The sequence below is a fragment of the Nostoc parmelioides FACHB-3921 genome (assembly GCF_014696625.1).
In the GTDB taxonomy this organism is placed as follows: domain Bacteria; phylum Cyanobacteriota; class Cyanobacteriia; order Cyanobacteriales; family Nostocaceae; genus Trichormus; species Trichormus parmelioides.
On record NZ_JACJQL010000035.1, the window covers coordinates 38739 to 60409 of the forward strand.

General features: G+C 41.9%; 21 protein-coding genes. 12 read left to right on the forward strand and 9 right to left on the reverse strand.

The features are described from left to right. Nucleotides 1-154 precede the first annotated feature (154 nt). The 3 genes from H6G14_RS33675 to ppsA form a co-directional block, all read right to left on the reverse strand. The gene (locus H6G14_RS33675; RefSeq protein WP_242053499.1) at nucleotides 155-646 is read right to left on the reverse strand and encodes a hypothetical protein; all 492 of its coding nucleotides are present in this window, start codon (nucleotides 644-646) and stop codon (nucleotides 155-157) included. 693 nt (nucleotides 647-1339) lie between these two features. Further along, nucleotides 1340-1861: a universal stress protein gene (locus H6G14_RS20815; protein WP_190569206.1), complete on the reverse strand. Its 522-nt coding sequence runs from the start codon at nucleotides 1859-1861 to the stop codon at nucleotides 1340-1342. Nucleotides 1862-2029: 168 nt separating this feature from the next. Further along, nucleotides 2030-4495, reverse strand: a complete 2466-nt coding sequence (gene ppsA, locus H6G14_RS20820; RefSeq protein ID WP_190569207.1) for a phosphoenolpyruvate synthase — start codon at nucleotides 4493-4495, stop codon at nucleotides 2030-2032. 337 nt (nucleotides 4496-4832) lie between these two features. Between ppsA and H6G14_RS20825 the strand changes: the two genes are divergently transcribed. Further along, a complete protein-coding gene (locus H6G14_RS20825; RefSeq protein ID WP_190569208.1) occupies nucleotides 4833-5087 on the forward strand; it encodes a hypothetical protein in 255 nt (84 codons plus the stop codon). A gap of 299 nt (nucleotides 5088-5386) precedes the next feature. Here the strand turns inward: H6G14_RS20825 and H6G14_RS20830 are convergent, their stop codons facing one another. The 3 genes from H6G14_RS20830 to H6G14_RS20840 all read right to left on the reverse strand — a co-directional run bounded on the left by H6G14_RS20830 (nucleotide 5387) and on the right by H6G14_RS20840 (nucleotide 8222). Continuing rightward, the gene (locus tag H6G14_RS20830; protein WP_010994815.1) at nucleotides 5387-5608 is read right to left on the reverse strand and encodes a DUF4327 family protein; all 222 of its coding nucleotides are present in this window, start codon (nucleotides 5606-5608) and stop codon (nucleotides 5387-5389) included. Between the two features lie 392 nt (nucleotides 5609-6000). Then, a complete protein-coding gene (locus H6G14_RS20835; RefSeq protein WP_190569209.1) occupies nucleotides 6001-7725 on the reverse strand; it encodes an ABC transporter ATP-binding protein in 1725 nt (574 codons plus the stop codon). A 197-nt stretch (nucleotides 7726-7922) separates the two neighbouring features. Beyond that, the gene (locus H6G14_RS20840; RefSeq protein ID WP_190569210.1) at nucleotides 7923-8222 is read right to left on the reverse strand and encodes a YkvA family protein; all 300 of its coding nucleotides are present in this window, start codon (nucleotides 8220-8222) and stop codon (nucleotides 7923-7925) included. 286 nt (nucleotides 8223-8508) lie between these two features. Here H6G14_RS20840 and H6G14_RS20845 point away from each other — a divergent pair, with 286 nt between their 5' ends. The 4 genes from H6G14_RS20845 to H6G14_RS20860 all read left to right on the forward strand — a co-directional run bounded on the left by H6G14_RS20845 (nucleotide 8509) and on the right by H6G14_RS20860 (nucleotide 13161). Continuing rightward, nucleotides 8509-10710 (forward strand): sensor histidine kinase, encoded by a 2202-nt coding sequence (locus H6G14_RS20845; RefSeq protein WP_190569211.1) that lies wholly within the window; start codon nucleotides 8509-8511, stop codon nucleotides 10708-10710. 223 nt (nucleotides 10711-10933) lie between these two features. Continuing rightward, nucleotides 10934-11653 (forward strand): MotA/TolQ/ExbB proton channel family protein, encoded by a 720-nt coding sequence (locus tag H6G14_RS20850; RefSeq protein ID WP_190569212.1) that lies wholly within the window; start codon nucleotides 10934-10936, stop codon nucleotides 11651-11653. A gap of 158 nt (nucleotides 11654-11811) precedes the next feature. Then, on the forward strand, nucleotides 11812-12465 hold the full coding sequence (locus H6G14_RS20855) for an ExbD/TolR family protein (protein ID WP_190569213.1): 654 nt from the start codon (nucleotides 11812-11814) through the stop codon (nucleotides 12463-12465). 330 nt (nucleotides 12466-12795) lie between these two features. After that, nucleotides 12796-13161: a phage holin family protein gene (locus H6G14_RS20860; protein ID WP_190569214.1), complete on the forward strand. Its 366-nt coding sequence runs from the start codon at nucleotides 12796-12798 to the stop codon at nucleotides 13159-13161. Between the two features lie 91 nt (nucleotides 13162-13252). On the opposite strand, the gene psb29 is transcribed toward H6G14_RS20860, so the two are convergent. Then, complete coding sequence (psb29, locus tag H6G14_RS20865) at nucleotides 13253-13954, reverse strand: photosystem II biogenesis protein Psp29 (protein WP_190569215.1); 702 nt, start codon at nucleotides 13952-13954, stop codon at nucleotides 13253-13255. A 126-nt stretch (nucleotides 13955-14080) separates the two neighbouring features. On the opposite strand from psb29, the gene H6G14_RS20870 reads away from it, so the two are divergent. Beyond that, entirely contained in the window at nucleotides 14081-14677 is a 597-nt protein-coding gene (locus tag H6G14_RS20870) for a chromophore lyase CpcT/CpeT (RefSeq protein ID WP_190569216.1), read from the forward strand. A 184-nt stretch (nucleotides 14678-14861) separates the two neighbouring features. Here H6G14_RS20870 and H6G14_RS20875 read toward each other — a convergent pair whose 3' ends face one another. Continuing rightward, on the reverse strand, nucleotides 14862-15230 hold the full coding sequence (locus H6G14_RS20875; RefSeq protein WP_190569217.1) for an anti-sigma factor antagonist: 369 nt from the start codon (nucleotides 15228-15230) through the stop codon (nucleotides 14862-14864). Nucleotides 15231-15241: 11 nt separating this feature from the next. On the opposite strand from H6G14_RS20875, the gene H6G14_RS20880 reads away from it, so the two are divergent. Continuing rightward, a complete protein-coding gene (locus H6G14_RS20880) occupies nucleotides 15242-15412 on the forward strand; it encodes a hypothetical protein (protein WP_190569218.1) in 171 nt (56 codons plus the stop codon). Nucleotides 15413-15646: 234 nt separating this feature from the next. Here the strand turns inward: H6G14_RS20880 and hemF are convergent, their stop codons facing one another. Then, nucleotides 15647-16690, reverse strand: a complete 1044-nt coding sequence (gene hemF / locus H6G14_RS20885; protein ID WP_190569219.1) for an oxygen-dependent coproporphyrinogen oxidase — start codon at nucleotides 16688-16690, stop codon at nucleotides 15647-15649. A gap of 507 nt (nucleotides 16691-17197) precedes the next feature. Here hemF and H6G14_RS20890 point away from each other — a divergent pair. The 5 genes from H6G14_RS20890 to H6G14_RS20910 all read left to right on the forward strand — a co-directional run bounded on the left by H6G14_RS20890 (nucleotide 17198) and on the right by H6G14_RS20910 (nucleotide 21640). Then, complete coding sequence (locus tag H6G14_RS20890) at nucleotides 17198-17722, forward strand: SRPBCC family protein (protein WP_190569220.1); 525 nt, start codon at nucleotides 17198-17200, stop codon at nucleotides 17720-17722. 310 nt (nucleotides 17723-18032) lie between these two features. Further along, nucleotides 18033-19103 carry an Mrp/NBP35 family ATP-binding protein gene (locus H6G14_RS20895; RefSeq protein ID WP_190569244.1) on the forward strand — a complete coding sequence of 357 codons (1071 nt, stop codon included), beginning with the start codon at nucleotides 18033-18035 and terminating at the stop codon, nucleotides 19101-19103. Nucleotides 19104-19284: 181 nt separating this feature from the next. Next, nucleotides 19285-20601 (forward strand): rod shape-determining protein RodA, encoded by a 1317-nt coding sequence (gene rodA / locus H6G14_RS20900; RefSeq protein WP_190569221.1) that lies wholly within the window; start codon nucleotides 19285-19287, stop codon nucleotides 20599-20601. 104 nt (nucleotides 20602-20705) lie between these two features. After that, nucleotides 20706-20903 carry an NAD(P)H dehydrogenase subunit NdhS gene (locus H6G14_RS20905; RefSeq protein ID WP_011321251.1) on the forward strand — a complete coding sequence of 66 codons (198 nt, stop codon included), beginning with the start codon at nucleotides 20706-20708 and terminating at the stop codon, nucleotides 20901-20903. Nucleotides 20904-20983: 80 nt separating this feature from the next. Then, nucleotides 20984-21640 (forward strand): hypothetical protein, encoded by a 657-nt coding sequence (locus H6G14_RS20910; RefSeq protein WP_190569222.1) that lies wholly within the window; start codon nucleotides 20984-20986, stop codon nucleotides 21638-21640. The last annotated feature ends 31 nt before the right edge of the window (nucleotides 21641-21671 follow it).

A 21671-nucleotide genomic window follows, 5' to 3' on the forward strand; every position in this document is an offset into this window, starting at 1 on the left:
TTCTTATCATATCAATTTTCTCTGAAGTTGCACCAAATAAATGATGTAGAGACGTTGCACGCAACGTCTCTACAATCCAGATGGTGTATTAGGTGAAAACCATAACATACCAATCCTTTTTAAGGCGAAAAAGTAACAGAGATCGCTAAAAGTGTTACTTCTTTTTACGGTTAGGAATGGTAGGTAAATTAATATTTTTACCGTTAAAGAATCCTTGAATTTTCTTGTTCGGATAGGTTTTGTAATTCCATTGCAAATTGGCGATCGCTGCTTCCCGTTTCCAACCAGGCTCAAATCCCACACGCACCCCATCCCAGAACAACTCGTAACCTATTTTCTGACCATCTAATACGCCTTCAACCCGTTTATTTGGATAGGTTCTTTGATTCCATTGCAAATTAGAGATCGCCGCTTCCCGGTTCCAACCAGGCTCAAATCCTACGCGCATCCCATCCCAGAACAACTCATAACCTATTTTCTGACCGTTGAAATAGCCTTCTATTTTCCGTTTAGGGTAAGTCTTTTTAGTCAATTCTAAATGAGCGATCGCCTCAGCGCGCGTTGCATTTTTTATCTTGCCAAAGAACACACCATCCAAAAATAACTGATATCCCTGAGAAGCAAGTTGAGTTTTATCAAGTAACATTTTGCGACTGGGGAATCTCAAGGTAATAGGTTCTGTTCGACAGGTTCCCGAATTGCAGAGTTTAATCGCCCCTTGCAATTGTATCGGTCTTGAGTTTGAGAGGCAGCCTTCAACCCGAACCCTACCCTTTGGTGTATCGATTGCGCCAAAAACTGGGCAACTTGATTCGGTTGCAGATCCAATGGAGACCTTTTGACTAGTCAACGACCCGGAGCGAGTGTAGAGATGGTAAGAGCTTACATCTGCTTCCACACAGATGTTCACATCCATCGCAGAGATGCAATTTAGGAAATTCGATTTGGCTTTTGCAGGCTGTGTCGATGAGAGAGTTATTAAGGGAAAACTGAGACTAAAGAGTATAAGAACTGACAGCAGGGATTTGCGGCGAGACTGAAAATTTTGTGTAATAAACATATATTAATACTTCGATGTTTTCTGTTGGCTGTTGAGCAAACTGACTACCGACAAAAACTATAGCGGTTTGCAATTGATTCCAATACAGACTTAACTCCCAAGGTGAACTAGGACTAAAAGCCTCTGTTTTTGCAGGAGAAAGTCAAAGTATATTGCATACAAATGAGAAGCGCTATATATCCCTTTATGGGTGGAGTTTTTTGTTTGAAGTAACTTAATCAAGCCTTCACAGAATTACACGTTATACTTTTTAAGTTTACTCACTTCTTGTTTAAAATCTCAGATGGTTGATGCTGTCACTGTTGTTTCTGGCGTAGCGGGAATTATTCCCTGTACTGTCAACACTGAACAGGGAGCGTGATGCAAAACATAATTGCTAACACTACCGAGGAAAAATTCGCTCAAGCCATGTAAACCCCGACGACCTAAAACAATTAAGTCGGCGTTCCAACTACGGGCAATTTCACAAATTAAGCGACTAGGATCACCTAGTTCCTGGGTAAAATCAGCCGTTACACCCTCAGCGATCGCTTGATTAGCTAACAGTGTCAAAAAATCTATTCCCTCTTGCTTGAGAGCGTTCCACTTTCCCACGTAATACTCAACACTATGAACTTGGGAGGTTCCATAAGAACTTTGTGTTTCCATCTCTCCAGCACTCACGTAATCTTCATCGAAAGGTGAGATAACGTGTAGCAACAATAATTCGGCGTTAGTTGATGTTGCTAATGATAAACTTCTCCCAAATACTTGCTTACCCATGTCAGTATTTTCAACAGCAACCAAAATTTTGTTAAACATATTAGTTAGTTGTCAGTTGTCAGTTGTTAGTAGGGGCGGGTTTATGAAGATCATTGTCCAAGAGTGAAGATATCTGTAAACCCGCCCGTACAGTTGTCAGTTGTCAGTTGAGACTGAGTGTAAGGGTTTTAAACATTTACACCCTCACACCTCTATACCCTTACACCCCTACACTTTTTTCCCCTCTGCGGCGGCGATTTCCAGCAGTGTCTTGAGGACTGAATCGGGGTTGAGGCTGATGGAATCAATTTTTTGTTCGACGAGGAAGCGGGCAAAGTCTGGGTAATCGCTTGGCGCTTGACCGCAGATACCAATTTTACGCCCGTATTGTTTGACTGTGGCGATCGCTTTGGCAATCATGCGCTTAACGGCTTCGTCCCGTTCATCAAATAAATGGGCGACTAATTCCGAATCTCTATCTAACCCCAGTGTTAACTGTGTTAAGTCATTGGAACCGATGGAGAAACCATCAAATACTTGACTAAATTCGTCTGCTAGCTGCACGTTACTGGGTAGTTCACACATAACGTAAACTTGTAAGCCGTTTTCACCTTGCACCAAGCCATGTTTTGCCATTTCGTCCAACACGCGCCGTCCTTCATTGGGAGTGCGGCAGAAAGGAACCATTAAAATAACGTTGGTTAAACCCATCTCTTCCCGTACTCGTTTCATCGCCTGACACTCTAAGGCAAAACCTTCACGGTAGCGGGGGTCATAGTAGCGAGAAGCACCACGCCAGCCAATCATCGGGTTTTCTTCTTTGGGTTCAAACTGTTTACCACCTAAAAGATTGGCGTATTCGTTGCTTTTAAAGTCAGAGAGACGGACAATAACGGGTTTGGGATAAAAAGCAGCTGCGATGGTGGCAATTCCTTGAGCTAGTTTATCCACAAAGAATTGGGTTTTATCTTCGTATTGAGCAGTTAACTCCGCAATTTTGTATTTAGCTAGTTCGTCTTCTAACTCATCAAAGTGAATCAATGCTAAGGGGTGCGCTTTGATGTGGTTGTTAATGATAAATTCCATCCTTGCCAATCCCACCCCATCATTAGGAATACTAGTTAAGCCAAAAGCTTCTTCGGGATTGCCCACATTCATCATAATTTTGGTGTGTGTGGAAGGTAGTTTCTCTAAAGGAATTTCTTGGACTTCGTAGGGTATTAAACCAGAATAGACTTTCCCTGTTTCCCCTTCCGCACAACTAACAGTAATTTCTTGTCCAGTTTTTAAAACAGTAGTTGCATTACCACAACCGACGATCGCCGGTATTCCCATTTCCCTAGCAATAATCGCCGCATGACAAGTTCTACCACCAGAGTTAGTCACAATGGCGCTAGCACGTTTCATAATTGGTTCCCAATCAGGGTCAGTACGATTAGTTACCAGCACTTCCCCCGCTTGAAACTGGCTAATTTGATGCACATCCAAAATCACTCTGGCTTTACCTTGTCCAATCATTTCCCCGACACTGCGACCGGTAATAAGAGGAATTAGGGGTTGGGGATTAGGGATTAGGGATGGGGATAACCTGTAATTCCGCAAGACATTGTTCACCTTTTGCGACTGCACGGTTTCCGGCCGTGCTTGGACGATGAACAATTCATTAGTCAAGCCATCTTTAGCCCATTCAATATCCATTGGTGTGTAAACACCACGCACTTGGGAATAGTGTTCTTCAATGATGCAGCCCCAATGTGCTAGTTGCAGAATATCTTCATCCTTGAGGGCGAAGACGCTGCGTTCTGATGGTGTCACAGAGATGTTTTTAGTCAATTTTGAGCCACCTAAGTCATAAATCATCTTAATTTCTTTAGTACCCAGGCGTTTTTCAATAATTGAACGGTAACCCTGTTTCAGGGTTGGTTTAAATACTAAATATTCATCGGGGTTAACTGCACCTTGGACAACGTTTTCCCCTAAACCATAGGCGGCGGTAATCAAAACTGCATCTTTGAAACCTGTTTCGGTATCAATAGAGAACATGACACCAGAAGTAGCCAAATCAGAACGTACCATTTTCTGCACGCCGACTGATAAGGCTATGTTGAAGTGATCAAAGCCTTTGATTTGGCGATAAGAGATGGCGCGGTCAGTGAAAATTGAGGCAAAACATTTATGGCAAGATTCCAGAACAGCTTGCAAACCGTGGACATTTAAATAGGTTTCTTGTTGACCGGCAAAGCTAGCATCCGGTAAGTCTTCAGCTGTGGCGCTAGAACGGACAGCAACATCAGTATCATCACCATACTCTTGACAGAGAGTGGCATAAGCTTGGGCGATCGCTGTTTGTAATTCCTGTGGAAAAGGAGTTTGCAGCATCAACAACCTTGCTTGTTTACCACACTGCCGCAAATTCTGCATATCCTCTACATCTAAATCAGCAAAAATTCCTCTTAATTTTGCTTCCAAACCAGCTGAAGTAATGAAATATCTATAAGCATTAGCAGTTGTCGCAAAACCAGTGGGAACTTTTACACCTTGGCGCTGCAACTGTTGAATCATTTCACCTAAAGAAGCGTTCTTTCCTCCTACTAAAGGGATATCTGCAATTCCCACTTGTTTCAAAGGTAAAACTAGAGCTTGTTCTTTAAAGACTGAATTAGATGTTTGTGGATCTATTATTGTTTCTACCATGATTGATTTTCCTATAACTCAAAGAGGTACTTAATAGATGTGTATTCAAGTTATCTGTCTTTAAGCTTCACACTTATGTTTATAGGGAGTTATTTTGAGGAAGTTGTGAGGATTTACGCTCTAACCAGCAACATATAGACCTCATTGACCCAACAGTAATTACTGCAACTTTAATGTAGAAATATTACAACATATTTATAGTTATAATTTTCCTCACAAATTCCTCATGTTCAATAACTATTCTTAAGATAGATACAAAATATTTGAGTATTAGTACGGTTGTAAATTGACCATACTGATATGTAATCAACACATTTTTAAAAAAGGATTTGATATTATGATTAACTGCCCTTGCTGTTCTGGGTTACTTTTGCCCCACATACGTGGTGATTCGCAAATCCACTGGTTTTGTCGCCACTGTTGGCAAGATATGCCAGTATTTTCGTTTATAACTCCTGCTTCCCTCTCAGAAATCATTGTCGAAAGGTTTTCTCACAGTTTCCCGAAAAGAGAACAAGCGAGTACTGCCGACTACATCAGCCAACGTCAAACTATTAATGGATGGGTAGAGTTACGGGATGTTCCAGCTTAAGGCGATCGCCCGTGGAATTTATATTCTCCATCAATGAGAATATGTTTCTAAGCTGTTCTGCTTTTATAGCAGTTGACAGTTAACCGTCCTTATTAGTAGTTATACAATTTAGCCGCGCATTAGCTTACTAGTTTTTATCTATATTTTCAAACCCTCGATCCCTACGAGGGTTTTTCATGAATATTGGTAATTTTGAATTCAGTATTTATCAGAGATGATGTGAACTTAGAAAGCCTGTAAAAGGAAGTAATGGCTATGTTACACTGCGCTCACAAAAATCAAAGCGGAAGATTATGGCTTTAGTCTTCTTCCCATTCTTCTTGGCTCAACAAGTCAATAATTCTATCTCTGAGCAAAAATTCATTTTTTTCCAACTCTAGTTCAAAAAATGGCCAGTCGCGGTCTGGAATATATTTACACAAAGTATAAATTGGCTGTTGACGATTCACCAGACCCTTGGCAATGAGGAGGCGAGTTTCATCCTTGATCACCTCAATATCATATTTGACAGCAGTATCCATAGCTTTTTCCTTTGCTCTTAATCAAGGAATAGAGAGTCCCAGGAATAAATACCTTCGACTCCAATTTAAATTTATCAAAAAAATGTGAGGAAATTTTGAATATTTATAATATTAAAATACATAGACTTTATTCATTTTTATTCCCTAAGATAGAAGCTTTTAAAAAAGATATCCTCAAGAATTACAGCTTAAGATAAAGCTTAAATATAGGACTCATATTTGATTTCTGAAAAACCAAATTGTCTAGAAGCTTGCCATACAAATGTTTGTTTCTCAGTATACTTAGCAAGATTCAAGTATGGTTCCTATATAAGTTAGGTAAAGAAACGGAACCCAACATTTATAGTGGGATGGGTAGAGCGATAGGCAACCCATCCGGGAAATAATGTCTCTTATGAAAATTGCTGAGTGTAAAACCTGGCATAACGATTTTCCAGGGCTAACAGTTCTTCGTGAGTGCCTGATTCGACAATTTGTCCTTTTTCTAAAACTAAAATGCGATCGCACCTTCTCACTGTACTTAAACGGTGAGCAATAATAAATACTGTGCGATTCTGCATCAATCTTTCCAAGGCTTCCTGTACTAACGCCTCCGACTCAGAATCTAAGGCTGATGTCGCCTCATCTAAAATCAAAATTTGTGGGTTCAGCAACACAGCACGGGCAATAGCTATTCTTTGGCGTTGTCCACCAGATAAATTCACACCCCTTTCGCCTACCCAAGTATTGTAACTTTCTGGCAGTTGGCTAATAAATTGATGAGCGTTAGCAATTTTAGCGGCGGCGGCGACTGCTTCTAAATCAAATATGTCCTGTCCAAAGGCGATATTTTGAGCAACTGTCCCAGAAAACATAATAGTTTCTTGGGGTACGATGCCAATTTGTCGCCGCAAACTTTGTAGTCTGACATCCCGAATATCTACACCGTCAATCAAGATGTGTCCGCCTGAGGGGTCATAAAAGCGGGGGAGGAGATTAACAAAGGTAGTTTTACCAGCCCCAGAAGCACCTACAAGGGCGATCGCTTCCCCTGGCATAGCTAATAAATTAATATCCTTTAAGACGGGTTCCCCTGGTTTATAGGCAAAGGTGACACCACTGTATTCTACTTTCCCCTTAACTGGAGGTAAGGTAACGGCGTTAGGCTTTTCTAAAACTGTGGGTTGTATCGCTATTAATTCAAAAATTCGGTCAACAGAGGCTTCCCCTTGCTTAAATTCGTTGTAATTATTTGTCACATGACCGATGGGGTCAATTAACAACCCGGCTGCGGCTAGATAACTGAAAAACTCTCCCACCGTTAAATTGTTTTGCTGAATTTGCCACGCACCCACCAAAAGCAAGGATAAGGCACTCAACGCTTCCAAAAAGCCCACAATGGGAATTTGCACCGCTTTCAAGCGTTCAGCAGAGTATTTGGCTTGAAAACTGCGTTCAGCTTCTCGGCTAAATCTAGTCACCTCGTAATTCTCTGCGGCAAATGCCCTAATTAAACGAATCCCACTGAAAACTTCTGTGAGGATTGCCGACAAATCAGACACACGATTTTGGCTCCTCAGGGAGTATTTACGCAAACGTTCCCCAAACCAACCAATTAAAATCCCCATGAATGGGGCAACAATCACCGTTGCTAAGGTGAGTTGCCAATTCAGGTAAATCATGTAGATGGGGATGGCTAGCAACTGCAACACGCAGGGAATAAAGTCGTGAAACAGTTTATTGACAACTTCACCAATGCGGTCAATATCCTCTGTGAGGCGGTAAGATAAATCACCTGCTTTGGCTGTTTCAAAATAGCTTAAATCTAGCTTTTGCAAATGCCCATATACCTGTTTGCGGAGGTAAAAAGCCACTCGCAAAGCAGCCTTAGACATATAAATATCTTGCACAGACTGAAAAAAGCCCCGGACAAGAAACACCAAGCCCAAGATAGCGGCTAATTGAGCGATCGCTACTACATTACCCTGTCCAAAAGGATTAGCTAACTTGCCTGCAAAATTAATTAAGGTTAAGGTCGCTAGGACATACCCCACAATGCCGACAAGTCCTTTCGTGATATTCTGCCACTGGGGTCTAATATAGGGCAGCAGTTGCCAGTAATTAGAACGGGTTTTCAAGCTCTCACATCCACAAAAATATTGTTCTTTGTTTGACGCTACCAGCTTTTGTGTAGTTTCAGTTTATGAAAAATCCTGATTCCCTATGTTTAGGCTGGGATTTATCTGACTGCTAACCACTGACCCTCCGGGTTCGCCAGTTACTCATGGGGGAAACCCCCAAGACCGTACTGGCTCACAACTGACCACTAACAAAACTATTTGACAGAGACAGCATCGACATCAACAGTTTTTTCTGTATTGGGAGAATCTGTTGCGGCGTTAGAATCACCCTTCCGCGCTTTCCAACCTTCAAGCACCAGCCCGGATACCTCAGTAACTAAGATTGACAAAACTAAAAAATCATCAATCTGTCCCACAACAGGAAGGAAATCTGGAGCAATATCAATTGGGCTGACAATATAAACAATTGTTCCTAGAATTACCCACCAACGGTATTTAGGATTTTGTAGTAACCCGCGATACCAGTTATACAGTGATTGGATTGAGAAATTCATTATTTTAACCCTCTATTTACTTTTAATTTTGGCAAATTGACCCAAGAAATTCCGGTAGAAATAACCGCCCTCGTTAGTCTGGAAGACTCTACTCCGAAATAAGATCAAGCTGAGATCAAAAGTCAAAATACCTACCGCAAAAATTCCGAAACTCTCTCGTGATGAAGCATCAATGTTGATGTGATTTGTGACGTGGGAATACTAGCTATGTAAGACCAAGCTTTGCTCATGGTTGCTAATTACCTGTACTTACAAAGGCAGACATTGATGCGGGATAAAAATAAATATGAAAGGGCGTAACTTCAGCAAAGTGCAAGCTTTTCCATTACAGATGGTTTTAATTGTTCCGTTTGTACTGCAAATTTTTGGAGCTGTGGGTTTGGTTGGCTACTTGTCCTTTAAAAACGGACAAAAAACAGTGCAAGAGTTGGCAGAACGATTAATGGATCAAACTAACAATAAAGTAGAGCAACATCTAGATGCTTATCTATCTATTCCCCACAGAGTTAACCAAATTAATGCTGCTGCAATTGAAATGGGATTATTGGATGTGCGCGATCGCCAAACCATCAGCAAGTATTTTTGGCACCTTATGCAGGCTTATGACGTTAGTTACATCGCTATTGGGCTGATAACAGGCGAAGGAACTGGGGCAGCTCGTTATGATGGGAAAACAGTCACAATTGATGATTGGAGCGCTAAGTTACCAAACAACGGCAAAAATTACGCCACGGATAACCAAGGTAATCGTATTCGTGTAAATAATACATTTAGTTACAACAATTTTAATCAAAGTTGGTATACAGAACCAATCAAAGCAGGCAAACCCATCTGGTCACGGATCTACAGTTGGAATAAGGATAATGATTTATATATCACAGCTGCTACTGGTCGTCCTATCTATGACGCTCAAAAGCGATTACTAGGGATGGTGGGTGCAGATATTCATCTTTTAAAACTCAGCCAATTTTTACGACGATTGGAAGTTAGTCGTTCGGGACAGGTTTTTATTGTAGAACGCAACGGAATGTTAATTGCTAACTCCAGTAATCAGACACCTTTCTCTGTACTTAATCATCAAATTCATCGCCTGAAAGCAACCCACAGCCCAGATCCGGTAGTCAAAGAAATCGCCAAACAGATTCAGCAAAATTTACAAGGATTTGAGTCAATTACTGAAGCAAAAAAATTACAACTCGAATGGCAAGGAGAACGTAATTATGTTTATGTCAACCCTTGGCGTGACCAATATGGACTAGATTGGCTAGTAGTGGTAAGTGTGCCAGAAAAAGTTTTCATGTCTAAAATTAAGGCTCATACCCAAATTACTATAGCCCTTTGTTTAGGAGCATTAGCAATAGCAGTTTTGATCGGTTATTTCACCTCAGTCTGGATTACTCTCCCAATTTTGCGAATGAATTTAGCAAGTCAGGCGATCGCTTCAGGTAAACTAGACCAAAAAATAAATTTCAGTCATATTCAGGAACTCAACATCCTGACTCAATCGTTTAATTATATGGCGGGAAAGTTAAGTGAATTTTTTACCGCTTTAGAAGCTAGTAAAGCAGAATTAGAAGACCGGGTAGAACAACGTACTGCTGACCTCACAACCGCTTTAACAGAGTTGCAACGTACCCAAGCCCAGGTCATTCAAGGTGAAAAAATGTCGAGTTTGGGTCAACTAGTTGCAGGTGTTGCCCATGAAATAAATAATCCGGTAAATTTTATTTACGGCAATATTACCCATCTCAACGCATATACTCAAGATTTGCTGAGGATGATTCACCTCTACCAAGAACGTCATCCCAGCGATGACCCTGAGGTGCAAGCCCTAGCAACAGAAATTGATTTAGACTTTTTGGTCGAAGATTTGCAGAAAATTTTATCCTCGATGAACATGGGGACTGAACGTATTCGCAGCATTGTATTATCGCTGCGGAACTTTTCCCGGATAGACGAAGCGGAATTTAAAGCAGTGGACATTCATGAAGGAATCGAAAGTACACTGTTAATTTTGCAACATCGCCTCAAAGATCAGCCCGAAAGACCTGCTATTGAAGTCATCCGCGACTATGGCAACCTACCACTTATAGAGTGCTATGCTGGACAACTCAATCAAGTTTTGATGAATATTCTAGTCAACGCTATTGATGCCTTAGATGAACTCAACATCAAGCGTACTTATGAAGAAATCAAGGCAAATCCTAGTCGAATTACTATCCGCACTTCGGTTAACGATACTCAGTGGATGGAAATTGCGATCGCTGATAATGGCCCAGGAATACCGGAACAATCGAAAAACCGCATCTTTGACCCCTTTTTTACTACCAAACCCGTAGGCAAAGGCACAGGTATGGGTATGGCCATCAGCTATCAAATCATTACACAAAAGCATAGTGGCAAATTAGAATGCTTCTCAACTGTTGGCCAGGGATCTGAATTTAGAATTCAAGTACCTATTCGACAAAAAAATTCTGTATTAGTTTAGGTAGGTTTCCCAAGCAGAAAGTTTTTTCGTTATACTCCCGCGTTAAGCTAATTCTCAAGTTGTAAAATTCGAGTGTTCAATTCAAGAACCCTAACTTTACATTCCAGATCATCTCTAATTATTCTGGAAATTTATTTTTGTCAGTTCTGAGTTGTCCATTAATCTTTAAAATTAAAATGCTTTGGGATAGTTGCTTGAGTGACGGAGGGAGGAAAGTCAAATAGTGGATATTATAGATTTGTTTTACAAGGGTGGGCCGGCAATGTGGCCTTTGTTGGCTCTGTCGATTTTATCCTTAAGTGTGATTTTTGAGCGCCTTTGGTTCTGGTTGCGACTTTTCTCACAAGAAAAAGCGATCGTTGACCGAGTTCTAGATGCAGCTCATGATAACTGGGAAATAGCGGCGGATATTGCTAGACAGGCTACAGACCAACCAATTGGTCGATTTCTCTATGCTCCCTTACATTTACAAAAAACCGACGCGGAAACCTTTCGATTAGCGCTGGAGTCCACAGCAGAGGACGAACTAGCCGGAATGCGTCGGGGCGAAAAGTTATTAGAAGCTGTTATTGCTCTCGCTCCCTTACTGGGATTGTTGGGTACAGTTTTAGGTTTAATCCAGTCTCTACGCTCAATTCGCATTGGTGATTTGGGAACTGAATCGGCGGCTGGAGTAACTACAGGTATTGGTGAATCCTTAATTAGTACGGCAGCAGGGCTAATAGTTGCCATTGTTAGTTTGGTATTTTACCGATTATTTCAAAGTTTTGTAGTCAATCAACTCAAAGTTTTCCGTAAAGCGGGGAATGAAATGGAATTGTTATATCGCCAGTCTCCGCCTGATTTGAGCAACCCCACACCAGCAATTGTCCGTGATGCTTTACCGAGCAAAACTGGTAGGGGTAAGTTTCCGCAACCACCTGAACCGCCAAATTTACCTTAGTCAGGACTTGCGCCACAAGACTCTTCATTTTGTAAGGATGGGGATAGGGGTATGAATCAATTCAAAATTCGTCATTTAATTATTAGTTCCCTTACACCCTTACACCCCTTCCTAATAGCCAAGAAAGCAAACTCAATATTAGGCATAAGAATGAAACGATGAAAGTTAATTTACATACCCCAGTTGAAGACGTACAGATCCAAATTATTCCTTTAATTGACGTTGTTTTTTGTATTCTCACCTTCTTTTTATTGGCAGCTTTGCAATTTACTCGACAACAGGCTATCAATGTTGATTTACCAAAAGCCAGTACAAGTACAGCCGCCGGGATAAATTCCACAGGAGGTAGCCAAATTGTTAGTGTAGATGCTGTTGGTAATACTTATATAGAAAAAGAATTGGTAAGAAGAGATGAGTTAGCACAAAGGTTGAGACAATACGTGCAAGCCAACCCTAGTGGTGTTTTAGTACTCAACGCTTCACGCACAGCTACCTATAACGATGTTGTGGAGGTCTTAGATTTGTTGCGGCAAGTGGGAGGCGATCGCGTATCCTTAGGAATTATCCCTACTTCTGCCCAAACCCAACCCAATTTTTCCAATTTTCCCATTAATCCTGGCGTAGCACCCATACCCAACACCGCACCAATCCCAGGAATTAATCCCCCACCTAGTGAACTTAGCCCCCAATTACCTACAGACCCTAATCAACCTCCAAGCGGACAAGGTAATGTTCCTCTAAATCCTGACTTTTCTCCAGACGTTCCCCAGGCTCCCGTAGCACCAGGTACTAATCCTGCACCGCAACAATGAGATGTGGTAATTGGTAATTGTTAATTGGTAATGGGGAATACAGTCAACATTCTCTTTTCCCCCTACTCCCTCATCTCCCCTGAAACCTAAAGATATGTAGAATATTTTTTCTTTGGAGAAAATATTTCTGGTAACTTACAAATAATTGGTTAAGCTTCAAATTCAAATACAGCAGTTTGCAATTCAGGGAAGTTATGGAATCCATAACACGCCTTAGATGTTTAGAGTTTTTCACTTCTGACCTCTGACTTCTGGCTTCTGCTGTATTTTTCCATCGATAGACTGGGTTATTTATCGCCAAGCACCATACACGTTTCAGGGGTTGAGGCAATGAACGAAATTGTGACGCTGCTAATTGTTTGGGTAGTTACATCTGTGAGCTTATTGATTATCAGTAAGTTGCCTTTGGGTGTTGAAGTTGACTCTCCACAAAAAGCATTTCTTTCTGCTGCTATTCTGGGTATTGTGACGGCAATAATCAGACCCATTTTGCGGCTAATATTTGTAGTTCCCGATATCCTCACATTTAACTTGTTATCGGGTTTTTTCACCTTTATGATTGCCGTTGTTTGTTTTAGTATTGCGGCTTGGTTAGTCGAGGGCTTCCGTTTGCGCTTCGGCATCTGGAGTGCTGTTTTAGGGGCGTTTGCTCTGACTATTATTAACAGCTTAATCTACAAATTGTTGGGATTTTAAGAATACATTTGCCAGTTGTCAGTTGTTGGTTGTTAGTTGCTGGCTTTTACTACTGACAACTGACTACTAGCTACTGACAACTGACTAATGACTACTCATTTGGCGGAGCTACTGGGGTACTGGCTTGTTGTTGACGCTGTTCGCGTTTTTTGCGGTCTGCTGTCAACATATCAGCCATTACCGCCAGTGCTTGCGTCATTTTGTCCAGATTAGAGCGATATAACTCTAAATCCTTGCTGAATTTATCGTCAGAGAGATGTAAGCCTGCGGCAATGGTTTTTAGTGCCTCGGTGCGTTGCTTTTCGTCTTTGACTAAATCCGGGTTGGACTGTTCAAGCAACGTAAACAAACCGATCGCAAATAAACGACTGTATTTAAAGTTAGGATTATTAGCGATCGCTTGTAGTTGCGCTTGTAAGTCAGCATCCTGCTGTAAATGATTAGCTTGACTAAGCCACGCTACTAAATCATTTACAGGTAAGCTTTGAGCCACAGCTTGTAACCGTTCAGCATCTTGCCTATAGCGCTGCGGTTCTTGTTCTACAGCCTGACATATAGCACTAAAAATAGATTCCTTATCCCGTTCTGGTTGATAGCCTTGCATGAAGCGGTCAAAGGTAGTGACAACACCCAAGGCATAAATGGGATTGTAGCTAAAATCGACATTTACGGACAGCAGGTGCATTTCCACCATCAACTCTTCTACCACGCGACGATAAATTGTGTTAATCGGTCGGGTGTGGAGGGCGTAGAAAGTTCGCTTTGTATCAGAGACAGTACGGACGTTATTCACAAAGAAAATGTTAAGGGCGAGTTTACTTTATTTTCTCCCCTAAAGGCTACTTTGCCAAGTTGGGGTTTCCGTCTAGTAATCTTTAATTATATTCTGTGAGCATATTTACTATTGTGCCTCACATTTATGAGCTTTTCGCCCCAATTAGTTAACTTAGGTAATTACCTAGCTGGAGAATTTGACAACAGAGAACAAGCCTTAGGCGAGCCGATTTGGTTTGTTCACTTACGTCTATGGCAAAGACCTGTTGATTTATTTTCAGACGATAGCATTACCCTGTTTGCTGAACAAGCCAACATTGTCAATCTAGACCGTCCTTATCGTCAACGTATTCTGCGGTTGATGCCCTCTCCTGACTCGGAAACTGGGCTATATGTACAGTACTATATGCCTAAAAATCCCAGTGCTTTAATTGGCGCAGGTCGTCACCCTGAATTGCTCAAGACTTTAACTGTGCAGCAACTAGAACTACTTCCTGGTTGTGTTCTCTCAGTTAGCCAGCAAACAGTCGCACCTAACAGCTATCAGTTTACTGCGTCCCCACTGCCAAATACTTGCTGTACTTTCAGTTATTTGGGGAACACTGTACAAGTTTCTTTAGGGTTTGCAGTCACAGAGACAGAACTGCACACCTATGATAAAGGAATTGACCAAGAGACAGGCAAGGCAACTTGGGGAGCAATTGTCGGCCCCTATCGCTACACTAAGCGAGAACAGTATTGAGTACAGAGTGCTGAGTTAAGAGAAATGACTTGTGTTAAATAGTTTTCAGCTTGAACAGTGACCTCAGTTGTTTCTATACCAATTGATAAAAAGAACGAGACGGATACAAGCTGGGAAACTTAGCTAGAATATGACTTTCTTAATTACGAATGACAAATTCGTATCATTCAGCACTCATAACTTTCTAGCTAGCCATGCTACGAGGTACACCTTCTAAAGCTTCCTCCTCAGTCTCAAAGATTTCAAAGACTGTATCCATCATTGTCACTTCAAACACGAGTTTAGCTTCTGGGTGAACATTACAGATACGAAAACTGCCATTTACCTTATCAGCATCACGCATTCCCGCGACTAAAGACGTAAGTCCAGAACTATCTATAAAATTTACCTGACCAAGATTTACCACTACGTGATGACTGAGTTTAGAAATACACTCTTGTAATTTCAAGCGAAATTGCCAAGCTGTGGTGATGTCTAAGCGGCCTGTTGGTTTTAAGACAATAACTGTATTACCGTCTTGGGTTGTATATGAATGTTGTTCTATTTGAATCACTAGGCCTCCCCTTGGCGCTGATCTCAAGATTGACTGTAGCTGGGTTAGTCCTGAATATTGATGAGCCAAAGCCTGAACCTTTGGCAACAATTTTTACTGATTCTCAACCAAAAAGAGTTGGAAAAAGCAGTAATTTATTTAACCCACCAATCACAGGACTGTGTTTAAGTGCTGAAACTTAATATTAACAAGCTCCAGCTAAATTCATCACCTTTTTTACTAGGTGCTTACATTTAGTAGTTTAACCCACCAAAACAGAGGTGAGTACCCAGCCACAGGTGCCGAAATAGAGAAAGCAAAATTTTTTTGACCCTGTATCGATGAGTTAGTTATCCTTGAGCAAAGCCAGTTTGTATCCTAGACGAGGGGATAATACTGACTCTGGCACAGACATGAATTACACTACATTTACAGAATTACTGTTTTGCTGTCCAGTTGCTCCAATCTTGGGGCTTGAGGAATGTATCATATAACTCTGCTTCTGGAGAGTTGGGTTCGGGTTGATAACCGTATTCCCAACGAACCAAAGGTGGTAAAGACATCAAAATAGATTCAGTACGTCCGTTGGTTTGCAAGCCAAAAATTGTGCCTCTGTCATAAACCAAGTTAAATTCGACATACCGACCACGACGATAAAGTTGGAAGTTCCGTTGGCGATCGCCATACTCTATTCCATGACGGCGCTCTACAATGGGGACGTAGGCGGGTAAAAAAGCCTTACCAGAACCTTTGACAAAACTAAACAAATCTTCCCAGTCCCGTGGTGCTGGTTCTCCTACTTGGTTACTGTAATTGGCTGCTTCGCCTTTGGGGTTGGGGCCGCGATATAAAACACCTTGTCCATCTTGATAATCGAAAAATAGACCACCTACACCCCTAGTTTCATCGCGGTGTTTAAGATAGAAGTATTCATCACACCAGCGTTTAAAGACTGGGTAATACTCTGGGTGATGTTCGTCACAAGCTCCCTTCAGGGTCTGATGGAAATGAGCCGCATCTTCTGCAAAGGGGTAATAAGGTGTGAGGTCAGCACCGCCACCAAACCACCAAACTGGGCCAGCTTCAAAATAACGGTAATTTAGGTGAACTGTGGGAACGTAGGGGTTGCGTGGATGTAAAACCAACGATGTACCTGTGGCATAAAAGCCATGTCCTTCCGCTTCAGGACGCTGGGCTAAAATTGAAGGAGGGAGATGAGAACCCCAAACTTCAGAAAAATTTACCCCAGCTTGCTCAAATATTGCACCATCACGTAGCACACGCGATCGCCCGCCACCCCCCTCAGGACGTTCCCAACTATCTTCGTGAAACTCACCCACACCGTCAAGTTTTGTTAAGGCTTGTGTAATTTCATCTTGCAACTGTTTCATAAAATTACTGACTCTAGCTTTAGCGTCAGTTGCTGGTAGAGACGGGGATATTTTTGCCTTTACCGTTGGGGTTTGCGAGTTTGTCACCATAGATTCCCGAACCTAAATTACAATTTCCTAAAAAAGCCACAAATCTTTAGTTTAAAAACTTGTGGGTCAAACGAGCCAAAAATTAGGCTCAATTTTGCCCAAGCAACTTTTTTGCTTGTTAAACGTTTACACGATTAATAGACATGACTAGAGTTATTTTCCCTCAAATGCGTATAGGCTTGTATATTGACTAAGTTTTTGTTGTACTTCTTGATGGAAACATTCTGGTGTTAACACCAGACTCTGGTGAACTAGTCTACAAATACCTTGGCCGTGAGGTCACGTTTTCAAGTTCTCAACGAACTGTGTACAAATTCTCTAGTGTACGGATGATGGTGATACCCCACGAGTTTGAGTTTCAACCCCAGAGCAATCTTGTTGTTCTTTATGCCTAATCAAGGTTTATCATGCTGAGGGCAATTGCGAGCAAATATGTTTTAGGGTTGAATCACAGTAGCCAACTATTCCAGAGTTACCAGCAAGTGTGTAGGTAGGAGGATTAGGCAAATGGGAACGTGGTTATCCAAATTCGTCCACCGCAAACGCCGTCGGTTTTGCGTTTCTCTGGCACAGACATACCGAGAAATTAGTTCTGCTTCCGTAGATGAACTGTGGCAGAAAGTAGTTGATTTAACAGATGTTTCTTGGCATCCGTTGCTTAAAAGTACCAATGTTCCATATGGATTAGTACCCAAACCAGGGTTGATTTACCAAGCAGTGACGCGCTTTTCGCCAATTCCCATTCAGATTTTTGTAGAGCGTGTTAATCCCAGGGAACTACTGTGTATCCGGGTCATGGCCATCCCTGGTGTCGAAGAAAGAATTACTTACCAAGTAGAGTCCACAGTTTGCGGCACTTGTTTATCTTATTCAGTGACACTACGGGGGTGGCTATCGCCCCTAATTTGGTCGTTTTCTCGCCCTTATGTAGATCGTGTGGCACGTTCTTTGGTGGAATCTGTGGAAAACGCCACATTACAGGCAGTATCAGGGAAGGCAAAAAGTCTTAACAATAATTGTTTTGATTTTTAGGTCGGGGATAGGGGAATAGGGTCTGCTGTTGACTGTTGACCGTTGACAGTCAACATCTCTGACGATGGGTGGCACAACTTAAAAGCAAAATAGCTTATAGAATCTCCATCTCTCAGTCCTTAATTTTTAACACCTAAAGAAAGTTAAGATTTTATTAGGTGATAATAAAAAAATTTTAAATTTTATTACGCCGATCCATGAGGAAATACTCAGCAACTTTTGCTGATTGATTTTGCAGCTGGTCAAAAACCAGGTCGCATCTATCTCTAGCTTGCATTTTGAATTTTTAATTTTGAGTTTTGAATTGTATATGTACGATGTTCTCGATTCACAATCTGTCTTAGAAGTGTTGCGACCAGTGCAAGACCCAGAACTGCGTAAGAGTCTGGTAGAACTGAATATGATTCGCAACGTCAAAATTGATGGTGGTCAAGTAAGCTTCACCTTGGTTTTGACTACCCCGGCTTGTCCATTACGGGAATTTATTGTTGAAGATTGCCAAAGAGCTGTAAAAAAGCTACCTGGGGTAACAAACGTCAGTGTAGAAGTCACCGCAGAAACACCCCAACAAAAAAGCTTGCCAGACCGCAACGGTGTTCCTGGTGTGAAAAATATTATTGCCATCTCTAGTGGTAAAGGTGGTGTCGGTAAAAGTACTGTGGCGGTAAATGTTGCTGTGGCTTTAGCGCAAACAGGGGCAAAAGTTGGTTTACTGGATGCGGATATTTACGGCCCTAATGATCCCACCATGTTGGGGCTGGGTGATGCCCAAATTGTCGTGCGTTCCACAGAAAAAGGCGAAGTATTGGAACCCGCTTTTAATCATGGTGTCAAATTGGTGTCGATGGGCTTTTTGATTGACCGGGATCAGCCTGTAATTTGGCGTGGGCCGATGCTGAATGGGGTAATTCGCCAGTTTCTCTATCAAGTAGAGTGGGGCGAGTTGGACTATTTGATTGTGGATATGCCCCCAGGAACAGGAGATGCCCAGTTAACTTTAACTCAGGCTGTACCAATGTCGGGAGCAGTAATTGTGACTACACCCCAAAACGTAGCTTTGTTAGATTCTCGTAAAGGTTTACGTATGTTCCAGCAAATGAACGTGGCTGTTTTGGGAATAGTAGAAAACATGAGCTACTTCATTCCCCCTGATATGCCAGATAAGCATTACGATATTTTTGGTTCCGGTGGCGGCTCCAAAACAGCAGCAGAATTAGGTGTACCCTTACTAGGCTGCATACCTTTGGAGATTTCCACCAGGATTGGCGGTGATAATGGTGTACCCATCGTTGTTGCTGACCCAGATTCAGCCTCTGCCAAGGCATTAAAAGCGATCGCTTTAACAATTGCTGGTAAAGTATCAGTCGCAGCCCTCACATAATCAAAAGTTATGAAGGTTGTTTAGCACGGTAGCAAGTCTAGGTGGTGAGTGTTGAGTAAAACTATGAACTCAACACTCCAGGTTGTTATTTTAAATTTTTGTCTAATTTTTAGACCAAAACCCAGTCAGACAAAGTTATTAATAGTCAATAAATCTCATAGCTAAACCCTCAACTCATACAATGTTATTAAAACGATCGCTTCCCAAAGTGCGTTGGAAATCTTGGGTTAAGCCGTGGCAACAATTAGACTGGTCATTATTTTGCTTGCCTGTTGGGGTCAGTATCTTTGGCGGTCTGATGATCCTCAGTACAGAACTCAAGCAACCAGTAACAGATTGGTGGTGGCACTGGCTAATTGCTGGTATTGGTGTTGTTATTGCTTTATTTTTGGCTCGTTGCCGTTACGATAACCTGTTGCAATGGCATTGGATCACCTACGTATTGACTAATATCAGTTTGATTGCTGTGATGGCTGCGGGTACAAGTGCCAAAGGCGCACAACGTTGGCTGACGATTGGTGGTTTTAATGTACAACCTTCAGAGTTCGCCAAGATTGGTGTAATTATCACCCTAGCAGCTTTATTACATAAACACACAGCCACAAGAATTGAAGATGTTTTTCGCGCACTAGCGATTACGGCTGTACCTTGGCTATTAGTATTTGTGCAGCCAGATTTAGCTACATCCTTAGTGTTTGGAGCGATCGTTCTGGGAATGCTTTATTGGGCAAACGCTAACCCTGGTTGGCTGGTGCTGATGATTTCACCGATCATCGCTGCCATACTGTTTACTATGTCTTGGCCTTTATCGACACCAATAATTTTATTTAAAGAAATTTTTATTACTCCCCTTGGTGTTGCTTGGGCGATAGCTATGGCTATTTTAGGTTGGCTGACTCTTCCCTGGCGACGCTTCAATATGGGTACTATCGGCGCATTGAGCCTGAATTTACTTGGTGGTGAATTAGGTATTTTTGCCTGGAATCATGTACTGAAAGAGTATCAAAAGAATAGATTGACCGCATTTCTCAATCCCGAACATGACCCCCTTGGTTCTGGATATCACCTTATTCAATCACGTATTGCCATCGGTGCCGGGGAAATGTGGGGTTGGGGTCTGTTTAAAGGGCCGATGACTCAACTAAATTTTGTGCCTGAACAACACACAGATTTTATTTTCTCCGCCGTAGGTGAAGAGTTTGGTCTTTTCGGCTGTTTAATTGTTTTGTTTGTTTTCTGCTTGATTTGCTGGCGACTGCTGCACGTAGCGCAAACAGCCAAAGATAATTTTGGTTCTTTGTTAGCGATCGGTGTTTTATCGATGATTGTATTTCAGTTAGTGGTGAATGTGGGCATGAACGTAGGTTTAGCACCTGTAGCTGGTATTCCCTTACCGTGGATGAGTTATGGACGTTCTGCCATGCTAACCAATTTCATCGCTTTAGGAATAGTAGAATCGGTGGCAAACTTTCGACAACGACAGAAATATTATTTTTGAGTTAATGGTCAGTAGTTAGTGGAAAACAACTGACCACTGACCACTAACAACTAGCATCTCACAAGTATTAAGCTAAGAACAGGAAGTAAGCGAGGCAAGAAATCATGATCCTACCTGGAGCAACTGTTAGAGTCAAAAATCCCAACGATACTTATTATCGCTACGAAGGACTGGTACAACGAGTCACTGATGGCAAAGTAGCCGTTATATTTGAAGGCGGTAACTGGGACAAGATCATTACCTTTCGTTTATCGGAACTCGAACCAGTAGAAATCACCGCCGGTAAGAAAAAAGGAAAATAATTTAGGACAAAGTCAATAGTCAATAGTCAAAGACTTTCGACTGTTGACTGTTGGCTGTTGACTGTTGACTCTTAAATATTATGCGCCTCCCTTTACCACAGTTTGACAAAAGCGATCGCCAACCTAGCCACATTGCTGAGGTGGTGGAAACCGCTACTACTGAATTTTTGGCACAGTGTCTAGAACCAGAAGACTTGACCTTTCCATCAATGCCACCGTTTGGTAGTTGGGTGTGTGCTGTGGATGAAGAATCAGGTAATCAGGTGTATGCCGTGGTATATCATGCTACAACTATGCCTGTAGATTCCGTCCATAGAGCCGTGGCAATGGGGATGTCACTACAAGACTTACGCGAGGAACAACCCCAGATATTTGCTATGCTGAAGACTGAATTTAGAGCGGCGATCGTGGGATTTGCTCAGTCATCGATGGTAGCCAACGGCAATGGAAGAATGTATCAGTATTTACCACCGCGTCCACCGCAAATTCATCAGGCTGTACATCGGTGCGACCCAGAAGTTATAGTGAGATTCACCGAAGAACTAGAATTTTTGCGGACTTTGCTATCTATCAACGGCGCGCCAGTGGAATCATTAACCGCCGCCGTTATTCGGGACATCTACCAATTACGCAAAGCTGATCGAGACTGGCTCATCAAAGCCGGGAGGAATTTAAGCATACTGCTAAAAGACGACTACGATCGCCTACGGTTCATTCTCAGCCAAATACACCCATAGGTAATGAGTTTAAACATATTACCTAAGTAAT